This is a genomic window from Streptomyces sp. x-19, assembly GCF_046549115.1.
GTDB lineage: Bacteria > Actinomycetota > Actinomycetes > Streptomycetales > Streptomycetaceae > Streptomyces > Streptomyces albulus_C.
The window spans coordinates 81,316-105,000 of the sequence record NZ_JAJPWK010000012.1 but is presented as its reverse complement, the minus strand read 5'-3'; the positions used below and the strand labels follow the sequence as shown (position 1 = coordinate 105,000).

The following is a 23,685-nucleotide window of genomic DNA, read 5'->3' as shown; positions in this document are numbered from 1 at the left end:
GTGTGCCATGCGACGCCTCACGCGCCCTGGCCCCGCCGCCCGCCGTTCCGCCCCGCGCCCGCGGGCCCGCGGGAACCTCCCCGCCGAGTTGAACCGCTTCGTCGGCCGCGCGGACGAACTCACCGCGCTCGACCGGCACCTGTCCGCCGGCCGGCTCGTCACCCTCATCGGCGTGGGCGGCGTGGGCAAGTCCCGGCTCGCCCGACACAGCGCAGCGATCTTGCAGGATCGCTTCTGCGACGGAGTGTGGCTGGTCGAGGTGTCCACGCTGCACGAGGCGCACCTGCTGGACCACGCGGTCGCCGAGGCCCTGGCGCTGGCCGATCACTCCGGCCGCCCGGTGCGCACGGCGCTCGGCGCCCACCTCGCCGACCGCGAGGCGCTGCTCGTCCTCGACGGCTACGAGCACCTGGTCGACGACTGCGCCGAGTTGACCGCCGAATTGCTGCGGCGCGCCCCCGGGCTGCGGGTGCTGGCCGCCGGTCGCCGCCCGCTGGAGCTGCCGGGCGAGCAGACGCTGTCGGTGCCCCCGATGGGCGGGTCGGACGCCGCCGCGCTGTTCGCCGACCGGGCCGCCGCCGTGCTGCCCGGCTTCGCCGTGGGGCCCGCCAACGAGCCGGCGGTCAGCGAGTTGTGCCGCCGCCTGGACGGCATCCCGTTGGCGCTGGAACTGGCCGCCGGGCGACTGCGGGCGCTCTCCCTGGAGCAGGTGCTGCACCGGCTCGACGACCGCTTCCGACTGCTGGTCGGCACCGCCCGCGGGACGCCGGCGCGCCACCGGACGCTGCGTACCGCGATCGGCTGGAGCCACGAGCTGTGCACGCCCGCCGAACGGTTGCTGTGGACGCGACTGTCGGTGTTCGCCGGGCAGTTCGACCTGGAGGCGGCCGAGTACGTCTGCTCGGGTCCGGAGCTTCCGGCCGACGAACTCCTCGACGTCATCGGGGAGTTGGTCGCCCAGTCGGTGCTGGTCCGGGAGGAGGCCGCGGCCGGGGTGCGCTACCGGATGCTGGACACCGTGCGGGCCTACGGCGCGGACTGGCTGGCGGCTGCGGGGGGCGGCGAACGGCTGCGCCACCGGCACCGCGACTGGTACCTGGGGCTGGCGACCTGGTGCGAGCTGGACTGGTTCAGCCCCCGGCAGGCCGAGATCGCGGCCCGGATCGACGCCGACCTGCCGAATCTGCGGGTGGCGCTGGAGCACAGCCTGGAGAGCCCCCGGGACACCCACCTCGGCCAGTACCTGGCCGGCACGCTGTGGTTCTACTGGGTGGGCTGCGGGCGCCTGTCCGAAGGCCGGTACTGGCTGGATCGGGCGCTGGAGCTGGACGGCGGCCACGACGACGCCCGGCTGAAGGCGTTGTGGGTGGCCGGTTACGTGGCGGTGCTCCAGGGGGACACCGTGAGGGCGCTGGGGATGCTCCAGGAGTGCCGCGAGGAGGCCGAGCGGACCGGCAACGCCACGGCCGCCGCGTACGCGCTGCACCGCACCGGCTGCCTTGCGCTGGTCTGCGACGACATGCCGCGCGCCGAGACGCTGCTGCGCGGGGCCCTGCACCGCTACCGGGAGATCGGCGAGCTCAACAGCAACGTGCTGATGGGGCAGGTCGAGCTGGCGATGGCGGTGGCCTTCCAGGGCGAGCTGGACGACGCGGTGCGGTTGTGCGAGGACGTCCGGGAGGTGTGCACGGACCACGGGGAGCGCTGGACCCTGGCGTACGCCCTGTTCGTGCTGGGGTACGCGGCGTGGTCGCGCGGGGAGGGCGCTCGGGCCCGCGAGCTGCTGGCGGAGGCGCTGGTGATCGACCATTCCTTCCACGACCTGCTGGGCGCGGTGCTGGCGATCGAGCTGCTGGCCCTGGTGACGCTGGGCGAGGGCGACGCGGCGGAGGCCGCGGTGCTCCAGGGCGCGGCGGGCCGGCTCTGGGGCTCGGTGGGGCTGCCGCTGTTCGGCTCGCGGCACTTCAACCAGCCGCACGCGCTGTGCGAACGGCAGGCCCGGGAGCGACTGGGCGCGGCGCGCTACGAGCGCTGCCGGCGGGCCGGCGGACAGCTGGACCTGGACGCGGCGGTGGCGCGGATCCTCAAGCCGGCGGACGACGTCCCGGGACCGCGCGGGCGGCTGCGGATCATCGCGCCCGCTCCGCACCGGCCCGCCGCCTCCCCGTCCGCGAGCGGAGGGGAGCCGGCGGGCTGAGCGGTGCGCCTGCCGAGTGGATCAGCGGGCGTAGTACTCGACGACGAGCTGCTCGTCGCAGATCACCGGGATCTCCTTGCGGTTGGGGTCCCGGTCCAGGCGGAACGCCAGCGCCTGGAGGTTGACCTCCAGGTAGCGCGGGGTCTCGCCGTCGGGGGCGTAGCCACCCTCGCGGGCCACCTGGAAGGGGTGCTTGTCGCGGCTGCGCTCGCGGACCATCACCACGTCGCCGGGGCGGACGCGGAACGACGGCTTGTCGACCTTGCGGTCGTTGACCGAGATGTGGCCGTGGACCACCATCTGGCGGGCCTGGTAGATGGTCCGGGCCAGGCCCGAACGCAGGACGAGCGCGTCCAGACGGCGCTCAAGCTCGACGATCAGGGCCTCGCCCGTCTTGCCATCGACCTTCCGAGCGCGGTCGTAGGCACGGGCCATCTGGCGCTCGCTGATGTCGTACTGAGCGCGCAGACGCTGCTTCTCCAGCAGTCGGACCTTGTAGTCACTGCTCTGCTTGCGGCCACGGCCGTGCTCGCCGGGCGGGTAGGGACGGGCCTCGAAGTACTTGACGGCCTTCGGCGTCAGCGCGATGCCGAGCGCACGGGACTTCTTGACCTTGGGACGCGACTGGTTCACGTGGAACGTTCCTCCATGTAAGTTAGGTGAGGCTTACCTTAGCGCGAGGAGAACGCATGTTTCGACCTGGGATCCCCCTGCCCGGCGCAGACAGCACCGGGACGGGTCAGCCGCGTCCCGTGGACGACGCCCAGCGGCCCTCGGCGGCTGAGCGCGTACGTACTCTCGTCGAGTCCAATGGTATGGGCTCACTCGACATCCCCGGAGTCGAGGACCCCGACGAGACCGGCCTCTCCGCTCCCGTCTGCCGGACGGTCACGCCCGAAGGAGACGTGCTGCTCCTGGTTCCTGGGGACTCCGCGGCCGCCCGGGCGGCGTCGCACGCCCAGGACGACGACCTGCCGGCCGTGATGGAGATCACGGACGTGGCGCCCGTTTCGGTGCCCCACCGGATCCGCGGACGCGCCTGGGTGGCCGGCTGGCTCACCCCGGTGCGCAACGAGCAGCGCGCCCGGGCCGCGATGCTGCTCGCCGAGCGGCACCCGGTCGGCGAGCTGCTCGGCATCGGCGAGGCACTCGCCCCCGACCCGGCCCCGGGCCAGTACGGGCGCCCCGCCTGGACGCTGCTGCGCCTGGAGGTCGGCGAGGGCACGGTGGACGACCTGTGGGGCGCGGAGTCCTTCGAACCGGAGGAGTTCGCCGGCGCGGTACCCGACCCGCTCGTCGCCCACGAGGCGGAGCTGCTCCAGCACCTGCACGCGGCCCACGCCGAACAGGTCCGCGGGCTGTGCGCGCTGCTCGGCGAGCGCGGCGAGGTCTGCGGGTTGCGGGAGCACGCCGTCCCGGTGGGCCTGGACCGCTTCGGGCTGCGGGTCCGCTTCACCGACGGCGCACACCGGACCTTCGACGCCCGCTTCGACTTCCCCGAGCCGGTCCGGGACGTCGTCGAACTGCGTCGGGCGATGCACGTGCTCTTCGAGGCCGCGGCCAGCTGACCGGCCGCCCACGGCCCCGGCGGCCGCACCCCGGTCAGTCGCCGTGCTCGCCGCGCAGCCGGTCCCGGACCCGCTCGGCGACGTCGGCGTAGCGCGCCTCGGCCCCGTGCCGGGTGGGGGCGTAGTAGCGCGTGCCGTGCACCGCGTCCGGGGCGTACTGCTGGGCCGCGATGCCGCCCGGCAGGTCGTGCGGGTACTGGTACCCCTGGCCGTGACCGAGCTTCTGGGCGCCCTTGTAGTGGCCGTCGCGCAGATGCGCGGGCACCGGCCCGGCCTTGCCGGCCCGGACGTCCGCCAGCGCGGCGTCTATCGCCAGGTACGCGGCGTTCGACTTCGGGGCGAGGGCGAGCGCGATGGTCGCCTGGCTGAGCGTGATCCGGGCCTCGGGGAAGCCGATCAGCGCGACCGCCTGGGCCGCGGCCACCGCGGTCTGCAGCGCCGACGGATCGGCCAGGCCGATGTCCTCACTCGCGGAGATCATCAGGCGCCGGGCGATGAACCGCGGGTCCTCCCCCGCCTCGATCATGCGCGCCAGGTAGTGCAGCGCGGCGTCGACGTCGGAACCGCGGATGGACTTGATCAGGGCGCTGGCGACGTCGTAGTGCTGGTCACCGGCCCGGTCGTACTTCACCGCCGCGCGGTCCACCGCCTCCTCCAGCGTCTGGAGGGTGATCTCCGGCTCCCCCTTCGCCAGCGCGGAACCGGCCCCCGCCTCCAGCGCCGTCAGCGCCCGCCGGGCGTCGCCCCCCGCGATCCGCAGCAGGTGCGCCTCGGTGTCCTCGGGGAGGGTGACCGCCCCGCCGAGCCCACGCCCGTCGGTCAACGCCCGGTGCAGCAGGCCCCGCAGGTCGTCGTCGGTGAGCGGTTCGAGGGTCAGCAGCAGCGAGCGGGACAGCAGCGGGGAGATCACCGAGAAGTACGGGTTCTCGGTCGTGGCGGCGATCAGCGTCACCCAGCGGTTCTCGACCGCCGGCAGCAGGGAGTCCTGCTGCGCCTTGCTGAAGCGGTGGATCTCGTCGAGGAAGAGGACGGTGTCCTTGCCGTAGCCGCCCGAGGCGCGGCGGGCGCCGTCGATGACCGCCCGCACCTCCTTGACGCCGGCCGTGATCGCCGAGAGCTCGACGAAGCGCTTGTTGGTCGCCTGGCTGACGACGTACGCCAGGGTCGTCTTGCCGATGCCGGGCGGCCCCCACAGGAACACCGACGACGGGCCGGCCGGGCCGCCGTTGCCCTCCCCCACCAACCGCCGCAGCGGCGAGCCGGGCTTGAGCAGGTGCTGCTGCCCCACGACTTCGTCGAGGGTGCGCGGACGCATGCGTACGGCGAGAGGCGACCCCGCGGGGTCCTTCTCCTGACGGTCTTCCGCAGCGGCGGTGAACAGGTCGGGCTCCACGTCTACGGAGCCTATGCCACACCACTGACAACGCCCCGGCCGCCGGGGTCGGCGGGCCGGGGCGCGGGGCGCGGCGGCGGTGCGGAGACGTCCGGGACGCCCCCGGGAGCGCTCAGATCAGGCTGCTCCAGTACGACCACCAGCGGGTCAGGATCAGCAGGGCGATCACGCCGTACCAGAGCACCGGAACCACCCAGTGGAACTCCACGACCGCGTCGCGCAGGCCCCGGGGCGCCGGGAGGATGCCGTGCTTGAGGTTGTGCACGGTGGTGTACCAGAACATCAGGATGGTCACGCACCAGGTGAGCGTGCACCACAGGCACAGTGCGTTGATCTCGTACAGCGACTGGGACATCAGCCACATGCAGAAGACCGCGGCGAGCAGGGTGCCCACGTTGAGGCCGAGCCAGTACCAGCGGCGGAACCGGGCGCCGGCCAGCAGGGCCATGCCGATCGCGATGACCACGGCGAACCCGACCAGGCCGGCCATCGGGTTGGGGAAGCCGAAGACCGCCGCCTGCTTGCTCTGCATGACGCTGCCGCAGGAGATGATCGGGTTCAGGCTGCAGGCCGGCTTGAAGTTCGGGTCCTTCAACAGCTCGAACTTGTCCAGGGTGATGATCCAGGCGGCCAGGCCACCGAGCGCACCGGTGATGACCAGGAGCAGGGCGAGGCCACGACCGGAGCCGATGGTCTCCGCGGCGCTCGCGCGGTCGTCGTCGGTGGACACGTCGTCAAGCGCTGTCGTCGTCATATGGCCGTTCCGTCGGTCCCGTGGGAGGTGGGGGCGAGGCCGGCGGTCCCGGCCGCATCCTTCATTGTGCCGCACCTCCCTGTGAACCCGGGGTGCCGAGAACGGATCCGGGGTGATTGCGCGTACCGGGGTTGACGCGCGGGGGCCCGGACGGCGCGCTGCCGTCCGGGCCCCCGCGGGGTCGGTGTCCGCCGGCTCAGGCGAGCGCCCGCCGGACCTCGTCGACCACCGCGTCCAGCGCGACCGCGGTCTGTTCGCCGCTCTGCAGGTCCTTGAGCTGGACCAGGCCCTCGGCCAGGTCCCGCTCGCCGGCCACCAGGGCCAGCCGCGCGCCGGAGCGGTTGGCGGACTTCATGGCGTTCTTCAGGCCCTTGCCGCCGTAGGCGAAGTCGGTGGCGACCCCGGCCAGCCGCAGCTCGGTGACCTTGCCGAACAGCACCCGACGGGCTTCCTCGCCCAGCGGGACGGCGTAGACGGAGGTAGCCGCCGGCAGGTCGAGGGTGATGCCCTCGGCCTCCAGGGCCAACACCGTGCGGTCGACGCCCAGCGCCCATCCGACGGACGGCAGCGCGGGCCCGCCGATCATCTCCGAGAGGCCGTCGTAGCGGCCGCCGCCGCCCACCGCGGACTGCGAACCCAGGCCGTCGTGAACGAACTCGAAGGTGGTGCGGGTGTAGTAGTCCAGGCCGCGGACCAGCTTCGGGTCGTCCTCGAAGGCCACGCCCGCCGCGGTCAGCAGCTCGCGCACCTGCTCGTGGTAGGTCTTGCACGCCTCGCAGAGGTAGTCGCGCAGCATCGGCGCGCCGATCAGCTGCTCCTGGACCGACTCCCGCTTGTCGTCCAGGACGCGCAGCGGGTTGATCTCGATCCGGCGGCGGGTCTCCTCGTCCAGCTCCAGCCCGCGCAGGAAGTCCTGGAGCGCGGCGCGGTAGACGGGGCGGCACTCCTTGTCGCCCAGCGAGTTGAGCAGGATCCGGAAGTCGCTGAGCCCCAGCGAGCGGTACGACTGGTTGGCCAGGATGATCAACTCGGCGTCCAGCGCCGGGTCCTCGACGCCGATCGCCTCGGCACCGACCTGCGAGAAGTGCCGGTAGCGACCCTTCTGCGGACGCTCGTAGCGGTAGTACGAGCCGGAGTACCAGAGCTTGACGGGGAGGTTGCCGCCCTTGTGGAGGTTGGCCTCCAGCGCGGCGCGCAGCGTGGAGGCGGTGCCCTCGGGACGGAGCGCGAGCTGGTCGCCGCCCTTGGTCTCGAAGGCGTACATCTCCTTGGTGACGATGTCGGTGGACTCACCGACACCGCGGGCGAAGAGCTCGACGTTCTCGAAGCCGGGCGTCTCGATGTAGCCGTACCCGGAGTTCCGCAGCGGTGCGGCGATCGCCTCGCGCACCGCGAGGTACGTCGCGGACGACGGCGGGATCAGGTCGTAGGTGCCCTTGGGTGCCTGAAAGGTGCTCACGGAAGGTTCTCGTCACATTCCTCGTCGCGGAGCGGCGGTCGGGGTGCCGTCTCCGAGGCCGGCGGCCACCTGCCTGAGGAAGGGGTTGGTGGCGCGCTCGTGGCCGATGGTGGTCTGGGGGCCGTGGCCGGACAGGACGACGGTGGAGTCCTCCAGGGGCAGGCACACGCGTGCCAGCGACCGGAGGATCTCGGCGGAGTCGCCGCCCGGCAGGTCGGTGCGTCCGATGGAGCCGGCGAACAGCAGGTCGCCCGAGAAGAAGACCGGCGGAACATCCGCCTGCTCGGGCATCCGGAAGGTCACCGACCCCTTGGTATGGCCCGGGGCGTGCGCGACCGAGAACTCCATCCCGGCCAGCTCCAGGACGCCGCCGTCGGCCAACTCCTTGACGTCGTCCGGCTCGCCCACGGTCAGCTCGCCCATCAGCTGCTGCCCGAGGGACCGGCCGAGCGCCTTCTCCGGATCGCTCATCATGGCGCGGTCCTCGGGGTGGATCCAGGCGGGGACGCCGTGCGCACCGCACACCGGGACGACCGACGCGACGTGGTCGATGTGGCCGTGGGTGAGGATCACCGCGACGGGCTTGAGCCGATGCTTCTTGAGCGCTTCCTCGACGCCTTGGGCGGCCTGGTGGCCCGGGTCGATGATCACGCACTCCTCGCCGGCGGCGGGGGCGACCAAGTAGCAGTTGGTCCCCCAGGCCCCGGCGGGGAACCCGGCAATCAGCACGTTCGTCCTTAAAGATCGGCGGGGTGCGGGCCTGCGGGACCGCGCCCGGAACATCTCGGCAGCTCCAGAGCCTACCGGCGGGACTCCCGGCAGGGCGAACCCGTATACGGTACGGCCACGGCAGACGGCCGCGATCGAGGCTGAGGACAAGGAGACGACCGGTGGTCAGCAAGGACCGGCGGCGGCGCGAGCTCGCCCGACAGAAGTACGCGCGCCAGCAACAGCGGCGGGACGAGTCCGTGCGGCGCACCAAGCGCCGCAACGTGATCGTCGCCGGCGTCGTGGCGGTCGCACTGGCCGCGGGCGCCACCGCGTACGCCTCCGTCACGCTGATCGGCGGCGACCGCAAGGGCACCACCGACGACGCCGCCCCGACTCCGTCCGCGACCGCCGACCCGTGCGCCCGGCCCGCCCCGGGCTCGCCGTCGAAGAAGACCTGGCCGAAGGAGCCGGCGATGACCGTCGACGCCTCGGCGTCGTACACCGCCGATCTGGCCACCACCTGCGGGCGGATCACCTTCGCCATGGACGCGGCCAAGGCGCCGCACACCGTCAACTCGTTCGCGTTCCTGGCCGGGCAGGGCTACTTCGACCACAGCCGTTGCCACCGCCTCGTCGACCAGCGGATCTACGTGCTGCAGTGCGGCGACCCGAAGGGCACCGGCGAGGGCACGCCCGGCTACACCCTCCCGGACGAGAACCTCAAGGACCCGCGCCTGAAGGGCGACGTCTACCCGGCGGGCACGGTCGCCATGGCCAACCGCTACGACGGCACCGACCCCAAGACCCGCAATTCCGGCGGCAGTCAGTTCTTCCTCGTCTACCAGGACAGCCCGCTGCCCCCGAACTACACGCCGTTCGGGCGGATCACCGGAGGGATGGACGTCCTGAAGAAGATCGCCGCCGCCGGTTCGCGCCCCGATCCGGCGACCGGCAACACCGCGCCGAACGCCACCGTCGTCATCGACAGGGCGGTGGTTCGGAAATCCTGATCCGAGGTGGCCGGTACGGGGGAACGCCCGGTCGTCCCCACCGAATTTCGGTCGTGCTGGATGCGGACAGCCGACCGCCGGTCGCCTAGATTGGCGTTGTGTAGGGTGCCTGATCCGACGGCCTGCCACCCTCACCGCAATACAGCCCGTCGGACCGGTCGGGGCGCTGCCCCGCCGGACAGAAACTGTGGACGATGCCGGGGGGCCACGGGCCCGCGTCGGCATCATGTTGAGGAGGCGCTGTGAGCAGCGACCCGTGGGGCCGCGTCGATGAGACGGGGACCGTGTACGTGCGTACCGCCGACGGAGAGCAGGTCGTCGGATCGTGGCAGGCGGGCACTCCCGAAGAGGCCCTCGCCTACTTCGAGCGCAAGTATGAGGGCCTGGTCGTGGAGATCGGCCTCCTGGAGCGACGGGTCAGGACCACCGACCTCTCGGCGAAGGACGCCCAGATCGCGATCGACCACCTGCGCCAGCAGGTCGACGAGCACCACGCGGTGGGTGACCTCCAGGCGCTGAAGAAGCGGCTGGACGCCCTCGTCAGTGCGGTCGAGTCGCGGCGCGAGGAGCGCCGGGCGGCGAAGGCCCGGCAGACCGACGAGGCCCGCGAGTCCAAGGAGAAGCTGGTCGTCGAGGCCGAGGAGTTGGCGGCAAGCGAGCAGTGGCGGGCGGCCGGCGAGCGCCTGCGGGCGCTGGTGGACACCTGGAAGGGCCTGCCGCGCCTGGACCGCAAGACCGACGACGAGCTGTGGCACCGCTTCTCGCACGCCCGGTCGGCGTTCTCCAAGCGGCGCAAGGCGCACTTCGCCACGCTGGACGCGCAGCGCGAGGACGCCCGCAAGGCCAAGGAGAAGCTGGTCGCCGAGGCCGAGTCGCTGTCCGGCTCCACGGACTGGGGGACCACCGCCGCCCGCTACCGCGAGCTGATGCAGGACTGGAAGGCCGCCGGTCGCGCCCAGCGCGAGCACGAGGACGACCTGTGGAACCGCTTCCGCGGCGCGCAGGACGTCTTCTTCCAGGCGCGCAGCGAGGTCTTCGCGGAGCGCGACGCCGAGCAGCGGGAGAACCTGACCCGCAAGGAGGAGCTGGCCGCCGAGGCGGAGAAGCTGCTCCCGGTCACCGACCTGAAGACGGCCCGGGCCGCGTTCCGGGGCATCAACGAGCGGTGGGAGGCCATCGGTCACGTGCCGCGGGACGCCCGTCCCAAGATCGAGGGCCGGATGCACGCCGTCGAGCGGGCCATCCAGGAGGCCGAGGAGGCCGAGTGGCGGCGGACCAACCCTGAGGCGCGGGCGCGCGCCGCGGGGCTGACCGGCCAGCTCCAGGACGCCGTCGACAAGCTCCAGAAGCAGATCGACGCGGCGCGCGCGGCCGGCAACTCCGCGAAGGCCGACAAGCTCGGCCGGGAGCTGGAGGGCCGCAAGGCGCTGCTGGACCAGGCGCTCAAGGGCCTGGAGGAGTTCGGCGGCTGATCCGCCGCACGACAGCAGGACGGCCCGCCGGGGATTCCCGGCGGGCCGTTCCGCGTTGCGGGCGGGGGCGGGAGCCGCTCGACGGCCGCCCCCGCGCCCCGGTCAGGGACGCCGGGCCGAGGTCACCCGGTAGACGTCGTAGACCCCCTCCACGCCCCGCACCGCCTTCAGGACGTGCCCCAGGTGCTTGGGGTCGCCCATCTCGAAGGTGAAGCGGGAGGTGGCGACCCGGTCGCGGGAGGTCTGCACCGCCGCCGAGAGGATGTTGACGTGCTGGTCGGACAGCACCCGGGTGACGTCCGAGAGCAGCCGGGAGCGGTCCAGCGCCTCCACCTGGATGGCGACGAGGAAGACCGACGACTGGGTCGGCGCCCACTCGACTTCCAGGATCCGCTCGGGCTGGCGGGACAGCGAGTCCACGTTCACGCAGTCGGCGCGGTGCACCGAGACGCCGCTGCCACGCGTGACGAACCCGATGATGGGGTCGCCGGGCACCGGGGTACAACAGCGGGCCAGCTTGACCCACACGTCGTCCACGCCCTTGACGACCACGCCCGGGTCCGCGCTGGAACGGCGCTTGGAGCGCGGCCGGATCGGCGTCGACTCGGCGATGTCCTCGGTCGCCTCGTCCTGTCCGCCGAGCGCCTGCACCAGCTTCTGGACGACGCCCTGCGCGGCGACGTGGCCCTCGCCGATGGCGGCGTAGAGCGAGGAGATGTCCGGGTAGCGCATCTCGTGCGCCAGGGTCACCAGCGAGTCGCCGGTCAGGATCCGCTGGATCGGCAGGTTCTGCTTGCGCATGGCCCGCGCGATGGCGTCCTTGCCCTGCTCGATCGCCTCGTCGCGGCGCTCCTTGGAGAACCACGCACGGATCTTGTTGCGGGCGCGCGGGGACTTCACGAAGCTCAGCCAGTCGCGGGACGGCCCCGCGCCGGGCGCCTTGGAGGTGAAGACCTCCACCAAGTCGCCGTTGTCCAGCGTCGATTCGAGCGGCACCAGGCGGCCGTTGACCCGCGCGCCTATGGTGCGGTGGCCGACCTCGGTGTGCACCGCGTAGGCGAAGTCGACCGGGGTGGCGCCGGCGGGCAGCGCTATCACGTCGCCCTTGGGCGTGAAGACGAAGACCTCGTTGCGGGAGAGGTCGAAGCGCAAGGACTCCAGGAACTCGCCCGGGTCCTCGGTCTCCTTCTGCCAGTCCAGCAACTGCCGCAGCCAGGCCATGTCGTTGACGGTGTCCTGGCCGACGCCCTTGCCGCTGCTCTTGGGCGCGTCGGTGCGCACCTTGGAGGCGCCGGCGACCGCCTCCTGCTTGTACTTCCAGTGCGCGGCGATGCCGTACTCGGCGCGCCGGTGCATGTCGAAGGTGCGGATCTGGAGTTCGACGGGCTTGCCGCTGGGACCGATCACCGTCGTGTGCAGCGACTGGTACATGTTGAACTTGGGCATCGCGATGTAGTCCTTGAACCGGCCGGGGACCGGGTTCCACCGCGCGTGGATGGTGCCCAGGGCCGCGTAGCAGTCCCGGACCGTGTCGACGAGGACGCGGATGCCCACCAGGTCGTAGATCTCGGCGAAGTCGCGGCCGCGCACGATCATCTTCTGGTAGACGCTGTAGTAGTGCTTCGGCCGGCCGGTGACGGTGGCCTTGATGCGCGCGGAGCGCAGGTCGGCCTGCACCTCGTCGGTGACCACCGCCAGGTACTCGTCGCGCTTGGGGGCGCGCTCGGCGACCAGCCGGACGATCTCGTCGTACATCTTGGGGTAGAGGATCGCGAACGCGAGGTCCTCCAGCTCCCACTTGATGGTGTTCATGCCCAGCCGGTGCGCCAGCGGGGCGTAGATCTCCAGCGTCTCGCGGGCCTTCTTCTCCTGCTTCTCCCGCTTGAGGTAGCGCATGGTGCGCATGTTGTGGAGCCGGTCGGCGAGCTTGATGACGAGCACCCGCGGGTCCTTGGCCATCGCCACGACCATCTTGCGGACCGTCTCGGCCTGCGCGGCCTCCCCGAACTTGACCCTGTCCAGCTTGGTCACGCCGTCGACGAGCAGCGCGACCTGGTCGCCGAAGTCCCGGCGCAGGGTGTCGAGCCCGTACTCGGTGTCCTCGACCGTGTCGTGCAGCAGTCCCGCCATCAGCGTCGCCGGGTCCATCCCCAGCTCGGCGAGGATGGTGGTGACCGCGAGCGGGTGGGTGATGTACGGGTCGCCGCTCTTGCGCTTCTGGCCGCGGTGCCAGCGCTCGGCGACCTGGTAGGCCCGCTCGACCTGGCGCAGCGTGGCGGTCTCGATCTTGGGGTCGTTGCTGCGGACGGCCCGCAACAGCGGCTCGAGGACCGGGTTGTACGGGCTGGAGCGCTGCACTCCCAGCCGGGCGAGGCGGGCCCGGACGCGGTTGGGCGAGCCGGAGCGGCCGGCCGCGGTGGTCGACAGCGATCTGCTCGGCGGCTGCGGCGCGGGGGCCGGTCGGGACCGGCCGGTGGGGGCCTGGGGCGCGGCGGGCGCGGCGGTGCCGTCGGCCGCGTCCGGTCGCTCGGGCTGCGGCGCGTCGGAGGAAGCCGCGGGCTGCGGCTTCGGCTCGTCCGGGCGTGCGGCGGGGGTTTCCGCCGGACGCGGTCCGGGGGAGAGCGGCTGAGCCTCGTCTGGCAAGGGCACTCCTCATGCGGGTACGGACCCCAGGGCCTCGAAGCGGCCGGGGTGCCATGGTATCGAGCCCATGGCCATGGCTGCCGCGCGGCCATGGGTCCGTACATGGCACAGCAGCGGGGGCACCCGGAATGTTCCGGATGCCCCCGCTGCTCCCGTGCGGGTGCCGGACGGTGCCGGCGGGCGGCTCAGACCGTGATCAGGGCCTCCAGCGGAGCGCCCTTCAGACCCGGCTCCAGCCGCTGCCGGCCGTCCAGGAAGCCCAGCTCCAGCAGCACCGCCAGGCCCGCCACCTCGGCACCGGCCCGGCGGATGAGCTGCAGCGACGCGTCCGCGGTGCCGCCGGTGGCGAGCACGTCGTCGATCACCAGGACGCGGTCGCCGGGGGCCAGCGCACCGGCGTGGATCTCGATCTCGGCGGTGCCGTACTCCAGCTCGTACGCCTGGCCCAGCGTCGCGCCGGGCAGCTTGCCGGCCTTGCGGACCGGGACGAAGCCGACCCCGGCGGCCACCGCGACCGGGGCGGCGAGGATGAAGCCGCGGGCCTCCAGGCCCACCACCTTGTCGACCCGGAAGCGCTCGCACAGGTCGACGAAGGCGTCGGTCAGCGCGCGGAACGCGGCCGGGTCGGCGAGCAGCGGGGTGATGTCCTTGAAGACCACGCCCGGCTGCGGGTAGTCCGGCACGTCCGAGATCCGGCTCAGCAGCAGCTCGCGCAGTGCGGCGGGGACGCTCATCGACGCCTCCCCGACGGGCGACCGCGGCCGCCGCGGTTGCGGGGTTCGGGCTGGGTGCGCGGACCGACGACGGCGGCACCCTCGGCGTCCTCGGCGTCCTCGGCGGCTCCTGCGTCCGCTTCGGCGTCGCCGCCCTCCTGGCGGGCCGCCTCCTTGGCCGCGGCCGAGGCACGCTTGGCGGCGACCCGCTTGGCCAGCGCCTTCATCTGCGGCTCGCCGTTCTTCAGGTCGGCGACCAGCGGCGTCGCGATGAAGATCGACGAGTAGGCACCGGCGGCCAGACCCACGAACAGCGCCAGCGAGATGTCGTTGAGCATGCCCGCGCCCAGCACGCCACCGCCGACGAACAGCAGGCCGGCGACCGGGAGCAGCGCCACGACGGTGGTGTTGATCGACCGCACCAGGGTGCCGTTGATGCTGCGGTTGGCGATCTCGCTGTAGGTGAAGCGGGTCTGCTTGGTGATGTCCTTGGAGGCTTCCTTGAGGCTGTCGAAGACGACGACGGTGTCGTACAGCGAGTAGCCGAGGATCGTCAGCAGACCGATGACCGTGCCCGGGGTGACCTCGAAGCCGACCAGCGCGTAGACGCCGACCGTGATCGTCAGGTCGTGGATCAGGGCGACCAGTGCGGCCACCGCCATCCGCCACTCGAAGGCGACGGCGAGGTAGAGCACCACCAGGACCATGAAGATCCCCAGGCCCAGCCACGCCTTGTTGGCGATCTGCTCGCCCCAACTCGGGCCGACCAGCTGGGTGTTGACGTTCTGGACCGGGACCTTGAGGTCCTTGGCGATCTCCTCCTGGACGGGCAGCGACTGCTTGGTGTCCAGACCGCTGATCTGGATGCGCAGCGCGCCGCCGCCCAGCTTCTGCACCATCGCCTGGTGGCCGGGGGCGGCCGACTCGGCGTGGTGCTGGGCCTCCTCGGTGGAGACCGAGGTCTTCGGGGTGGTGAAGACCGCACCGCCGGAGAACTCGATGCCCATGTTCAGACCGCGCACCGCCAGGCCGACGATGGCCGTGATGGTGATCAGGATCGAGACCCCGTACCAGATCTTCCGCTTGCCGATGAAGTCGTAGCCGACCTCACCGCGGTAGAGCCGGGCGCCGAGGTTGCCGAGCTTCGACATCTCACGCCTCCTTCGTCTGGTTGGGGGCGGTGCGACGACGGCGCAGCGGCGGCTTGGCGCCCAGGCGCTTGGGGTCGAGGCCGGACCAGGAGTGCCCCTCGGAGAAGAACTTCCGGCGGGCCAGCAGCGTCATCAGCGGCTTGGTGAAGAGGAAGACCACGACCACGTCGAGGAGGGTGGTCAGGCCGAGGGTGAACGCGAAGCCCTGCACCTTGCCGACGGTGACGATGAACAGCACCGCGGCCGCCAGGAACGACACGAAGTCGGAGACCAGGATCGTGCGGCGGGCCCGCGGCCAACCACGCTCGACGGCCGGCCGCAGCGTGCGGCCCTCGCGGATCTCGTCCCGGATCCGCTCGAAGTAGACGATGAACGAGTCGGCGGTGATACCGATGGCGACGATGGCGCCGCAGACCGCCGGGAGGTTCAGCGCGAACCCGATGCCCGGGCCGAGCAACGTCATGATCGTGTAGGTCAGGACCGCGGAGACCCCGAGGCTCGCCAGCGCGACCAGCGCCAGCCCCCGGTAGTAGGCGACCAGGTAGATGACGACCAGCGCGAGGCCGATGGCGCCGGCGATCAGACCGGCGTGCAGCTGCTCGCCGCCGAGCGCCGCGGTGACCGTGGTCTCGTCGTCGATCTTGAAGGAGAGCGGCAGGGCACCGTAGGACAGCATGTTGCCGAGGTCCTCGGCGGACTGCTGGGTGAAGCCGCCGGAAATGGTGGCGTTGCCGCCGTTGAGCCGCTCGCTGACGCGCGGGTCGGAGACCACCGCGCCGTCCAGCACGATCGCGAACTGGTTCTGCGGCTGCGCCTTGGCGGCGAGCTTGCCGGTGACGTCCGCGAACTTCTTGCCGCCGTCCGAGGTGAAGTCCATCTGGACGATCCAGCCCTGGCCCTGCTGGCTGTCGAAGACCGCCTTGGCGTCCTTGACGTCCGTGCCCTCGACGCCGACCGGGCCGAGCACGTACTTCTGGGAACCGTCGTCCTTGCAGGCCACGACCGGGTCGGTGGGCTTGGTGCCGGCAGCCTGCTCACCGGCCTGGGCACGGCCCGCCTTGGTGGAGCAGTCCAGCGCCGCGAACTGCTTCTGCACGGCCGGCGGGACGTCCGCACCACCGGGGGCGGGCGGCGTCGGCTGGGCCGAGGGCTTGTCCGACGCGGAGGCCGACGGCGAGGCGGACGGCTTCTTCAGCGCGTCCGTGACCGCGCGGCCCTGGGTGGAGGCGCCGGCGCTCGGGGTCGGCGAGGAGCCCTTGCCGCCGGTGGCCTTCTCGCCGGTCTTGCCGCTCGCGGAGGGGCTGGGCTTGGGCTCGGGGGTCTTGGCACCCGCGGCAGTGGTCAGCACCGGCCGGAACGCGAGCTGGGCGGTGGTGCCGACCTGCTGGCGGGCCTGCTTCGCGTCCGTCCCCTTGGGGATGTTCACGATGATGTGGTTGCTGCCCTGCGTCTGGACCTCGGACTCGGATACACCCAGACCGTTGACCCGCCGCTCCATGATGCCGGCGGCGGTGTTCATGTTGGTCTCGTTGATCGCGTTGGGCTTGCCCGGCTGGTTCTGCGCCGCCAGCGTGAAGCTGGTGCCGCCCGCCAGGTCGATGCCCAGCCGGGGCGTCATCGTGCCGGAGTAGAACATGCCTCCGACCAGCGCCGCCATCGCGATGAGGACCAGGATCAGGGTGCGCCCTGGATGCCCCTGGCTCGTGGGCGCCCTGCGGCCCTTCTTCGGTGCTGCCACCTTGTCGTTTCTCCCTGTCCAACCCCTCGGCCTGGGGTGTCTGCCGAGCGGCCACGAAGTCTTGTGGGGACGTGCCCCCGCCGGAGCCTAGACCGTCCGGGAACCGCGGTGCGTCCGATCGGGAACGTGCCGCGGCTCCCCGCTGCGGAACGGACTACTTCGCGTCGGCGCCGCCGGCCTTCTTGCCGTCCTTGGCGTCGTCGCCCTCGGCGGTCGCCTCGTCGGCCTCGGCGGCCTTGTCCACCTTCTCGGACTTCTCGGACTTCTCGGCCTTCTCAGCCTTCTCGCCCTCGGCGTCCTCGGCCTTGTCGGCGGCGGGCTCGGCGTCGTCGCCGGCCTCGGCCTTGCCCAGGTCGATCTTGCCGGCCTTGTCACCCTTTTCGGTGGCTTCCGCACCGGTCAGCGACGAGACGTCGTCCGGAACGACCGGGCCGTCCTCGCCGGTGATCGGGTCGGCGCCGTCCAGAATGCGGTTGTACTCCTCATCCGCGAGCACCGCGCCGATGGCGTTCTTGGCGTAGATGGCGTGCACGCCGGGGGCGACCTCCAGGAGGACGGTCTCCTCGTGGATCTCCTTGACGGTGGCGAACATGCCGCCGATCGTCCGGACGCCGGTGCCGGGCTGCATTTCTTCGCGCATCTGCTGGGCCGCCTGCTGCTTCTTCTTGGCGGACCGCGTCATCAGGAACATGGCCCCGATGAGGACGATGAACGGGAGGAGAGTCATGATACTCACGGGACGGAAATCCTTCGCACGACCGCTTCTCCGCGGTCTCATATACAGAGGTGGATATACCGTCCATACGGGCGGCATCGGCGGAGTCTAAGCGAGTCCGCACCAGTGGAACAACGCCCAGCATCGCACCGCAGTTCCTGACCGGGCGAGTCTCCGCGCCGTCATGCCTCGAACAGTCCACGCTGTCCGCTTCCGCCCGCTTGCTGCGGGGGCACCAGCCCGAGGTGGGCCCAGGCCGCGGGGGTCGCGATCCGGCCGCGCGGCGTACGGGCCAGCAGCCCCTCCCGCACCAGGAAGGGCTCGGCGACCTCCTCGACGGTCTCACGCTCCTCCCCCACCGCGACGGCCAGGGTGGACAACCCCACCGGGCCACCGCCGAACAGCTTGAGCAGGGCGGTGAGCACCGCGCGGTCCAGCCGGTCCAGCCCGCGAGCGTCGACCTCGTAGACCCCGAGGGCCTGCGCGGCGACCTCGCGGGTGATCACGCCGTCGGCCTTGACCTGGGCGTAGTCCCGGACCCGGCGCAGCAGGCGGTTGGCGATCCGGGGCGTGCCCCGGGAACGGCCGGCGATCTCGGCGGCCCCTTCCGGCTCTATCTCCACATCGAGCAGACCGGCCGAGCGGCGGATGACGCGCTCCAGCTCGACCGGCGCGTAGAACTCCATGTGGCCGGTGAAGCCGAAGCGGTCGCGCAGCGGCGGCGGCAGCAGACCGGCCCGGGTGGTCGCCCCGACCAGGGTGAACGGTGGGAGCTCCAGGGGGATGGCGGTCGCGCCCGGCCCCTTGCCGACGATCACGTCGACCCGGAAGTCCTCCATCGCCATGTAGAGCATCTCCTCGGCGGGCCGGGACATGCGGTGGATCTCGTCGAGGAAGAGGACCTCGCCCTCCTGGAGGGAGGAGAGGATCGCCGCCAGGTCGCCGGCGTGCTGGATGGCGGGGCCGGAGGTGATCCGGATCGGGGCGCCCATCTCGGCTGCGATGATCATGGAGAGGGTGGTCTTGCCCAACCCGGGCGCACCGGAGAGCAGCACGTGGTCGGCGGTGGCGCCCCGGGCGCGGGCCGCCTTCAGCACCAGGTCGAGCTGTTCGCGGACCCGCTCCTGGCCCACGAACTCGTCGAGGTCCTTGGGCCGCAGCGCGGCCTCGACGGCGTTCTCCTCGCCGTCGGCGTCGGCTGCCACCAGCCGGTCGGCCGGGACGTCGGCGGTCTCCTCGGCGGTGGACGGTGCGGTGTCGTCCCAGTTCACTGCGGATTGCCTCGCGGGGTCGGGGCGGCCGGGCCGCCTGCGGGGTGGTGCGGTCGGGGGTGCGCGGGCGCGGCGCCGGTCATCGGGCGCGGTTGAGGGTCTGCAGCGCCGCCTTCAGCAACTGCGGCACCTGCGGCGTGCCGCCCGCGGCGGCGGTCGCCTCGGCCTGCGGAGCCACCGCGGTGACCGCCTCGTCGGCCTCCCTGGCGGCGTAGCCCAGACCGACCAGCGCGGCCTGGAGCTGATCGCGCCAACCGGCCGGTGCCGTCGCTCCGGCCACCGGACGGGCCGTGCCGACCGGTGCGCCGAGCCGGTCCTTGAACTCCAGCAGCAGCTTCTGCGCGCCCTTCTTGCCGATGCCCGGCACGGCCGTCAGCGCCTTCTCGTCGCCCGTGGACACCGCGAGCCGCAGGGCGTCCGGGGAATGCACCGCGAGCATCGCCTGGGCCAGCCGCGGGCCGACCCCGCTGGCGGTCTGCAGCAGTTCGAAGGTCTGCCGCTCGTCGTCGTCGGCGAAGCCGTAGAGGGTCAGCGAGTCCTCCCGGACGACGAGGGAGGTGGCGAGCTTGGCGTGCTCGCCGAGCCGGAGGCCGGAAAGGGTGTTCGGCGTGCACTGGACGGCCATGCCGACGCCGCCGACCTCGACGACGGCGGTGTCCGGTGCCAGGGCCGCGACCGGGCCGGAGACGAAGGCGATCATCGGGTGCCCTTCAGCGTGCGTACGGGGACGGTGGTGCGGCGGGCGGCAGCCTGGGCCTGCTGGAGGCGGTTGACCGCGGGGGCGCGCCAGATGTGGCAGATGGCCAGGGCGAGGGCGTCGGCGGCGTCGGCCGGCTTGGGCGGTGCGGAGAGCCGCAGCAGACGGGTCACCATCGCTCCGACCTGTGCCTTGTCGGCCCGTCCCGAGCCGGTCACCGCGGCCTTGACCTCGCTGGGGGTGTGCAGTGCGACCGGCAGCCCGCGGCGGGCGGCGCACAGCATGGCGACCGCGCTGGCCTGGGCGGTGCCCATGACCGTACGGACGTTGTGCTGGCTGAAGACCCGCTCCACGGCGACGTACTCGGGGCGGTGGGTGTCGAGCCACTCCTCCAGGCCGCGCTCGATCAACACCAGGCGGTGGGCGACGTCCGCGTCCGCCGGGGTCCGCACGACGCCGACGCCGACCATGGTCAGCGGCCGCCCGGCCACCCCGTCCACCACGCCGACCCCGCAGCGCGTCAGCCCCGGGTCCACCCCCAGCACCTTCATGGGCCCCGCCCCTCGCCGTCGTTCGGTCGTCTGTTCCTTACGTTCCTGCAGGTTAGTGGCTGCCACTGACAAACCGACGGGCCGGCGGGGTGTGTTCCCCGCCGGCCCGTCGTACGACCGGTTAGCCCGCGACCGTCAGGCGTCGACCTTGGCCATGACGTCGTCGGACACGTCGAAGTTGGCGAAGACGTTCTGCACGTCGTCGCTGTCCTCCAGGGCGTCGATCAGCTTGAAGATCTTGCGCGCGCCCTCTTCCTCCAGCTCGACCTGCATAGTCGGGACGAAGTTGGCCTCGGCCGAGTCGTAGTCGATGCCGGCCTCCTGGAGCGCGGTGCGCACCGCGACCAGGTCGGTGGCCTCGCTGAGCACCTCGAAGGACTCACCGAGGTCGTTGACCTCCTCGGCGCCGGCGTCCAGGACCGCACCCAGAACGTCGTCCTCGCTCAGCTCGCCCTTGGGGACGATCACCACGCCCTTGCGGTTGAAGAGGTACGACACCGAACCCGGGTCGGCCATCGAGCCGCCGTTGCGGGTCATCGCGACGCGGACGTCGGACGCGGCACGGTTGCGGTTGTCGGTGAGGCACTCGATGAGCACCGCGACGCCGTTGGGACCGTAGCCCTCGTACATGATCGTCTCGTAGTCGGCGCCGCCGGCTTCGAGGCCGCCACCGCGCTTGATCGCGGAGTCGATGTTCTTGTTCGGGACCGACTGCTTCTTCGCCTTCTGCACGGCGTCGTACAGCGTCGGGTTACCTTCCACGTCGACGCCGCCCATCCGCGCCGCGACCTCGACGTTCTTGATCAGCTTCGCGAAGAGCTTGCCGCGCTTGGCATCGATCACGGCCTTCTTGTGCTTCGTCGTAGCCCATTTAGAGTGGCCGGACATCCGCCTGTCTCCTTCGCGTAACCCATGTCAGAAACGATCGCCCCAGATCCTACCGGGAGGGCGGCCGGTCTCCCGAACTCCGCCCCTCACGCAGCGCTTACGCGCGCTCCCCCTGAGGGGTCACCGCACGGACCATGTCCACGAAGAACCCGTGGATCCGGTGGTCACCGGTCAGCTCCGGGTGGAAGGACGTGGCGAGCACGTTACCCTGCCGCACTCCCACGGTATGTCCACCGTACGTCGCGAGGACCTCCACGGAGGCGCCGACCGACTCGACCCAGGGCGCCCGGATGAAGACGCCCTCCACCGGGCCGCCGTCGATCCCGGCCACCTCGACGGCCGCCTCGAACGATTCGTTCTGCCGCCCGAAGGCGTTGCGGCGCACGATCATGTCGATGCCGCCCAGCGTCTCCTGGTCGTCCCGGGCGTCCAGCAGCTTGTCGGCCACCATGATCATGCCGGCGCAGGTGCCGTAGACCGGTCGTCCCGCCCGCACGAACGCGCGCAGCGGCTCCAACATGCCGAACACGACCGCCAGCTTGGACATGGTCGTGGATTCGCCGCCCGGAATGACCAGGCCGTCGATTGCGTCGAGCTCCTCGGGACGACGGACCGGCAGCCCCCGGGCGCCGGCGTCCGCGAGCGCCTTGAGGTGCTCGCGGACGTCGCCCTGGAGCGCCAGCACGCCGATGATGGGAGTGGTGCTCATCAGTTCCTGCGTCCTTACCAGCCGCGGTTGGCGTAGCGCTCGGCCTCGGGGAGGGTGTCGCAGTTGATGCCGACCATGGCCTCGCCCAGGTTGCGGGAGACGTCCGCGATGACCTTCGGGTCGTCGTAGAAGGTGGTGGCCTTCACGATCGCGGCGGCGCGCTTGGCCGGGTCGCCGGACTTGAAGATGCCGGAGCCGACGAAGACGCCCTCGGCACCGAGCTGGCGCATCAGCGCGGCGTCGGCCGGGGTGGCCACACCGCCGGCGGAGAACAGCACGACGGGGAGCTTGCCCAGCTCGGCGACCTCCTTCACCAGCTCGTAGGGGGCGCGCAGCTCCTTGGCGGCGGCGAACAGCTCGTTGTGGTCGCAGCCGCGCAGCTTGGCGATCTCGCCCTTGATCTGACGCAGGTGGCGGACCGCCTCGACGACGTTGCCGGTACCGGCCTCGCCCTTGGAGCGGATCATGGCCGCGCCCTCGGCGATCCGGCGCAGCGCCTCACCGAGGTTGGTGGCGCCGCAGACGAACGGGGTGGTGAAGGCCCACTTGTCGGAGTGGTTGACCTCGTCGGCCGGGGTGAGGACCTCGGACTCGTCGATGTAGTCGACGCCGAGCGACTGCAGGACCTGGGCTTCGACGAAGTGGCCGATCCGGGACTTGGCCATGACGGGGATCGAGACCGCGTCGATGATGCCGTCGATCATGTCCGGGTCGGACATCCGGGCCACGCCGCCGTCCTTGCGGATGTCGGCCGGGACCCGCTCCAGGGCCATGACGGCGACGGCACCGGCGTCCTCGGCGATCTTCGCCTCTTCCGGCGTGACGACGTCCATGATCACGCCGCCCTTGAGCTGCTCGGCCATGCCGCGCTTGACGCGCGCGGTTCCGGTCTCGGGGGTCTGGGGCGTAGTGGGCGTGCTGGACACGTTGACCTCACTCAGTGCGGGTGGTTGCGCTTCGGCGCCTACACAACCGTGGGTCGGCGACCTGGGAAAAGGGCCAATTAGAGGCCGGTGGCTTGCCGACCTCGACCGTCCCACCAGCCGGACGGTTTGCTTCCGCTTCGTGGTCGGTCAGTTCCCGGCCGAGCGATCGTCCAAGACGGCCGGCGGCTCGTCGTCCATCTCGAACGCCATCGGGAACGGCGCATGCCCGGCCAACCGCAGATAGCGCACCACCCGATGCCGACGAACCGCCCGCGCCGCCCGCACCGCATCGTTGTGGAACCGCCGCGCCATCGGAACCCGACGCACCGCCGCAGTCAGCTCCACAACCGTCCGCTCCCCGCCCGGCGCCTCCCGCACCGCCGCCAACTGCGCCTCGTCCTCGAAGACCGCCCGCAACGCCTGGCTCAGCTCGCTCTCCGCGACCTCGCGCTGCTCCTCCACCGCCTGCCGGGCGTCATGCGCGGCCTGGTAAAGCACGATCGAAGCCGCCGGATCCAACACCCCCGACGTCCCCACCTCCTGCGCAACCGAAGCCCGCCGCAACAGCTGAGCATCCAACGCCGCCCGCGCCGCGTCGATCCGCGCGTGCAGCCGGTCGAGCCGACCGGCCGTCCAACTCAAGTAGAGGCCGATGAGGACGATCGCCACGGCGATCCAGATAAACGTTGTCACGCCGAGTCACGCTATCGCTTGCGCGTTGCCGTTGCCGTTGCCGTTGCCGTTGCGCGGGGCGTCGTCGTACGTCGCCGGCGTTCCCGCCGTGGGGGTTTCTGTTTGCGCCTGCGGCGCGGGGCCGCTGCGCGGGGCTGTTGGGTGCGGTGCCGGGGGTGGGGGGGGGGGGGGGGGGGGGGGGGGGGGGGGTGTTGGAGCCCCCCCCCCCCCCCCCCCCCCCCCCCCCCCCGACCCCTCCCGTATGAGGTGGGAGGGGGAGACGGTGGGGGTTCGCGTCGGTGGGTTGGCGCACGTTGTGGGTGGCCTGGTGCGGGAGGGAGCCGGCACTCCCCCTGCGGCTTGGCACGGCGATACGGGACGTACGGCGCTCTGCTACGAGGATTCGAGCCCCTTTGCCTTGATGCCGACCCGCACCAACCCACCCAC

At 71.8% G+C, this 23,685-nt stretch carries 21 protein-coding genes; 4 read left to right on the top strand and 17 right to left on the bottom strand.

Annotated features, from left to right (window positions below):
• Positions 1 to 7: 7 nt before the first annotated feature.
• On the top strand, positions 8 to 2,197 hold the full coding sequence (locus ACLJT4_RS25285) for an ATP-binding protein (RefSeq protein ID WP_411125456.1): 2,190 nt from the start codon (positions 8 to 10) through the stop codon (positions 2,195 to 2,197).
• A gap of 21 nt (positions 2,198 to 2,218) precedes the next feature.
• On the opposite strand, the gene rpsD is transcribed toward ACLJT4_RS25285, so the two are convergent.
• Positions 2,219 to 2,830, bottom strand: a complete 612-nt coding sequence (rpsD, locus tag ACLJT4_RS25280; RefSeq protein WP_233659712.1) for a 30S ribosomal protein S4 — start codon at positions 2,828 to 2,830, stop codon at positions 2,219 to 2,221.
• Between the two features lie 182 nt (positions 2,831 to 3,012).
• Between rpsD and ACLJT4_RS25275 the strand changes: the two genes are divergently transcribed.
• A complete protein-coding gene (locus tag ACLJT4_RS25275; RefSeq protein ID WP_411125648.1) occupies positions 3,013 to 3,765 on the top strand; it encodes a DUF2470 domain-containing protein in 753 nt (250 codons plus the stop codon).
• 34 nt (positions 3,766 to 3,799) lie between these two features.
• On the opposite strand, the gene ACLJT4_RS25270 is transcribed toward ACLJT4_RS25275, so the two are convergent.
• The 4 genes from ACLJT4_RS25270 to ACLJT4_RS25255 form a co-directional block, all read right to left on the bottom strand.
• Positions 3,800 to 5,158, bottom strand: coding sequence for a replication-associated recombination protein A (locus ACLJT4_RS25270; protein ID WP_411125454.1), 1,359 nt, complete (start codon positions 5,156 to 5,158; stop codon positions 3,800 to 3,802).
• Between the two features lie 112 nt (positions 5,159 to 5,270).
• Entirely contained in the window at positions 5,271 to 5,912 is a 642-nt protein-coding gene (locus ACLJT4_RS25265) for a vitamin K epoxide reductase family protein (protein WP_411125452.1), read from the bottom strand.
• Positions 5,913 to 6,108: 196 nt separating this feature from the next.
• Complete coding sequence (gene hisS / locus ACLJT4_RS25260) at positions 6,109 to 7,371, bottom strand: histidine--tRNA ligase (protein WP_411125450.1); 1,263 nt, start codon at positions 7,369 to 7,371, stop codon at positions 6,109 to 6,111.
• 12 nt (positions 7,372 to 7,383) lie between these two features.
• Positions 7,384 to 8,100: an MBL fold metallo-hydrolase gene (locus ACLJT4_RS25255; RefSeq protein WP_044373799.1), complete on the bottom strand. Its 717-nt coding sequence runs from the start codon at positions 8,098 to 8,100 to the stop codon at positions 7,384 to 7,386.
• A gap of 161 nt (positions 8,101 to 8,261) precedes the next feature.
• On the opposite strand from ACLJT4_RS25255, the gene ACLJT4_RS25250 reads away from it, so the two are divergent.
• On the top strand, positions 8,262 to 9,092 hold the full coding sequence (locus tag ACLJT4_RS25250) for a peptidylprolyl isomerase (RefSeq protein ID WP_411125447.1): 831 nt from the start codon (positions 8,262 to 8,264) through the stop codon (positions 9,090 to 9,092).
• Positions 9,093 to 9,334: 242 nt separating this feature from the next.
• On the top strand, positions 9,335 to 10,564 hold the full coding sequence (locus ACLJT4_RS25245; RefSeq protein WP_411125445.1) for a DUF349 domain-containing protein: 1,230 nt from the start codon (positions 9,335 to 9,337) through the stop codon (positions 10,562 to 10,564).
• A 102-nt stretch (positions 10,565 to 10,666) separates the two neighbouring features.
• Here ACLJT4_RS25245 and ACLJT4_RS25240 read toward each other — a convergent pair whose 3' ends face one another.
• From ACLJT4_RS25240 to ACLJT4_RS25185, 12 genes are all read right to left on the bottom strand, one after another.
• A complete protein-coding gene (locus ACLJT4_RS25240) occupies positions 10,667 to 13,207 on the bottom strand; it encodes a RelA/SpoT family protein (RefSeq protein WP_411125443.1) in 2,541 nt (846 codons plus the stop codon).
• Positions 13,208 to 13,392: 185 nt separating this feature from the next.
• A complete protein-coding gene (locus ACLJT4_RS25235) occupies positions 13,393 to 13,941 on the bottom strand; it encodes an adenine phosphoribosyltransferase (RefSeq protein WP_020931183.1) in 549 nt (182 codons plus the stop codon).
• The gene (gene secF, locus ACLJT4_RS25230) at positions 13,938 to 15,071 is read right to left on the bottom strand and encodes a protein translocase subunit SecF (protein ID WP_411125441.1); all 1,134 of its coding nucleotides are present in this window, start codon (positions 15,069 to 15,071) and stop codon (positions 13,938 to 13,940) included. The genes ACLJT4_RS25235 and secF overlap by 4 nt, the downstream gene beginning before the upstream one ends.
• A 1-nt stretch (position 15,072) precedes the next feature.
• Positions 15,073 to 16,809 (bottom strand): protein translocase subunit SecD, encoded by a 1,737-nt coding sequence (secD, locus tag ACLJT4_RS25225; RefSeq protein WP_411125439.1) that lies wholly within the window; start codon positions 16,807 to 16,809, stop codon positions 15,073 to 15,075.
• Between the two features lie 154 nt (positions 16,810 to 16,963).
• On the bottom strand, positions 16,964 to 17,545 hold the full coding sequence (gene yajC, locus ACLJT4_RS25220; protein WP_411125437.1) for a preprotein translocase subunit YajC: 582 nt from the start codon (positions 17,543 to 17,545) through the stop codon (positions 16,964 to 16,966).
• Between the two features lie 161 nt (positions 17,546 to 17,706).
• The gene (gene ruvB, locus ACLJT4_RS25215; protein WP_016575945.1) at positions 17,707 to 18,795 is read right to left on the bottom strand and encodes a Holliday junction branch migration DNA helicase RuvB; all 1,089 of its coding nucleotides are present in this window, start codon (positions 18,793 to 18,795) and stop codon (positions 17,707 to 17,709) included.
• Between the two features lie 79 nt (positions 18,796 to 18,874).
• Positions 18,875 to 19,495 (bottom strand): Holliday junction branch migration protein RuvA, encoded by a 621-nt coding sequence (ruvA, locus tag ACLJT4_RS25210; protein ID WP_411125435.1) that lies wholly within the window; start codon positions 19,493 to 19,495, stop codon positions 18,875 to 18,877.
• Positions 19,492 to 20,043 (bottom strand): crossover junction endodeoxyribonuclease RuvC, encoded by a 552-nt coding sequence (ruvC, locus tag ACLJT4_RS25205; protein ID WP_411125433.1) that lies wholly within the window; start codon positions 20,041 to 20,043, stop codon positions 19,492 to 19,494. The genes ruvA and ruvC overlap by 4 nt, the downstream gene beginning before the upstream one ends.
• Positions 20,044 to 20,178: 135 nt before the next feature.
• Positions 20,179 to 20,931 carry a YebC/PmpR family DNA-binding transcriptional regulator gene (locus tag ACLJT4_RS25200; RefSeq protein WP_016574126.1) on the bottom strand — a complete coding sequence of 251 codons (753 nt, stop codon included), beginning with the start codon at positions 20,929 to 20,931 and terminating at the stop codon, positions 20,179 to 20,181.
• Between the two features lie 97 nt (positions 20,932 to 21,028).
• Positions 21,029 to 21,640, bottom strand: coding sequence for a pyridoxal 5'-phosphate synthase glutaminase subunit PdxT (gene pdxT / locus ACLJT4_RS25195; protein WP_411125430.1), 612 nt, complete (start codon positions 21,638 to 21,640; stop codon positions 21,029 to 21,031).
• Positions 21,641 to 21,654: 14 nt separating this feature from the next.
• Positions 21,655 to 22,566: a pyridoxal 5'-phosphate synthase lyase subunit PdxS gene (gene pdxS / locus ACLJT4_RS25190; protein WP_016574128.1), complete on the bottom strand. Its 912-nt coding sequence runs from the start codon at positions 22,564 to 22,566 to the stop codon at positions 21,655 to 21,657.
• A 147-nt stretch (positions 22,567 to 22,713) separates the two neighbouring features.
• On the bottom strand, positions 22,714 to 23,259 hold the full coding sequence (locus ACLJT4_RS25185) for a hypothetical protein (RefSeq protein WP_411125428.1): 546 nt from the start codon (positions 23,257 to 23,259) through the stop codon (positions 22,714 to 22,716).
• Between the last annotated feature and the right edge of the window lie 426 nt (positions 23,260 to 23,685).

Bases quoted from the DNA above. Each gene is read 5' to 3' on its own strand.
- ruvC (WP_411125433.1), bottom strand. From the start codon at position 20,043: ATGAAGGTGCTGGGGGTGGACCCGGGGCTGACGCGCTGCGGGGTCGGC.
- ACLJT4_RS25235 (WP_020931183.1), bottom strand. From the start codon at position 13,941: ATGAGCGTCCCCGCCGCACTGCGCGAGCTGCTGCTGAGCCGGATCTCG.
- ACLJT4_RS25200 (WP_016574126.1), bottom strand. From the start codon at position 20,931: ATGTCCGGCCACTCTAAATGGGCTACGACGAAGCACAAGAAGGCCGTG.
- ACLJT4_RS25285 (WP_411125456.1), top strand. From the start codon at position 8: ATGCGACGCCTCACGCGCCCTGGCCCCGCCGCCCGCCGTTCCGCCCCG.
- ACLJT4_RS25275 (WP_411125648.1), top strand. From the start codon at position 3,013: ATGGGCTCACTCGACATCCCCGGAGTCGAGGACCCCGACGAGACCGGC.
- secF (WP_411125441.1), bottom strand. From the start codon at position 15,071: ATGTCGAAGCTCGGCAACCTCGGCGCCCGGCTCTACCGCGGTGAGGTC.
- ruvA (WP_411125435.1), bottom strand. From the start codon at position 19,495: ATGATCGCCTTCGTCTCCGGCCCGGTCGCGGCCCTGGCACCGGACACC.
- ACLJT4_RS25265 (WP_411125452.1), bottom strand. From the start codon at position 5,912: ATGACGACGACAGCGCTTGACGACGTGTCCACCGACGACGACCGCGCG.
- pdxT (WP_411125430.1), bottom strand. From the start codon at position 21,640: ATGAGCACCACTCCCATCATCGGCGTGCTGGCGCTCCAGGGCGACGTC.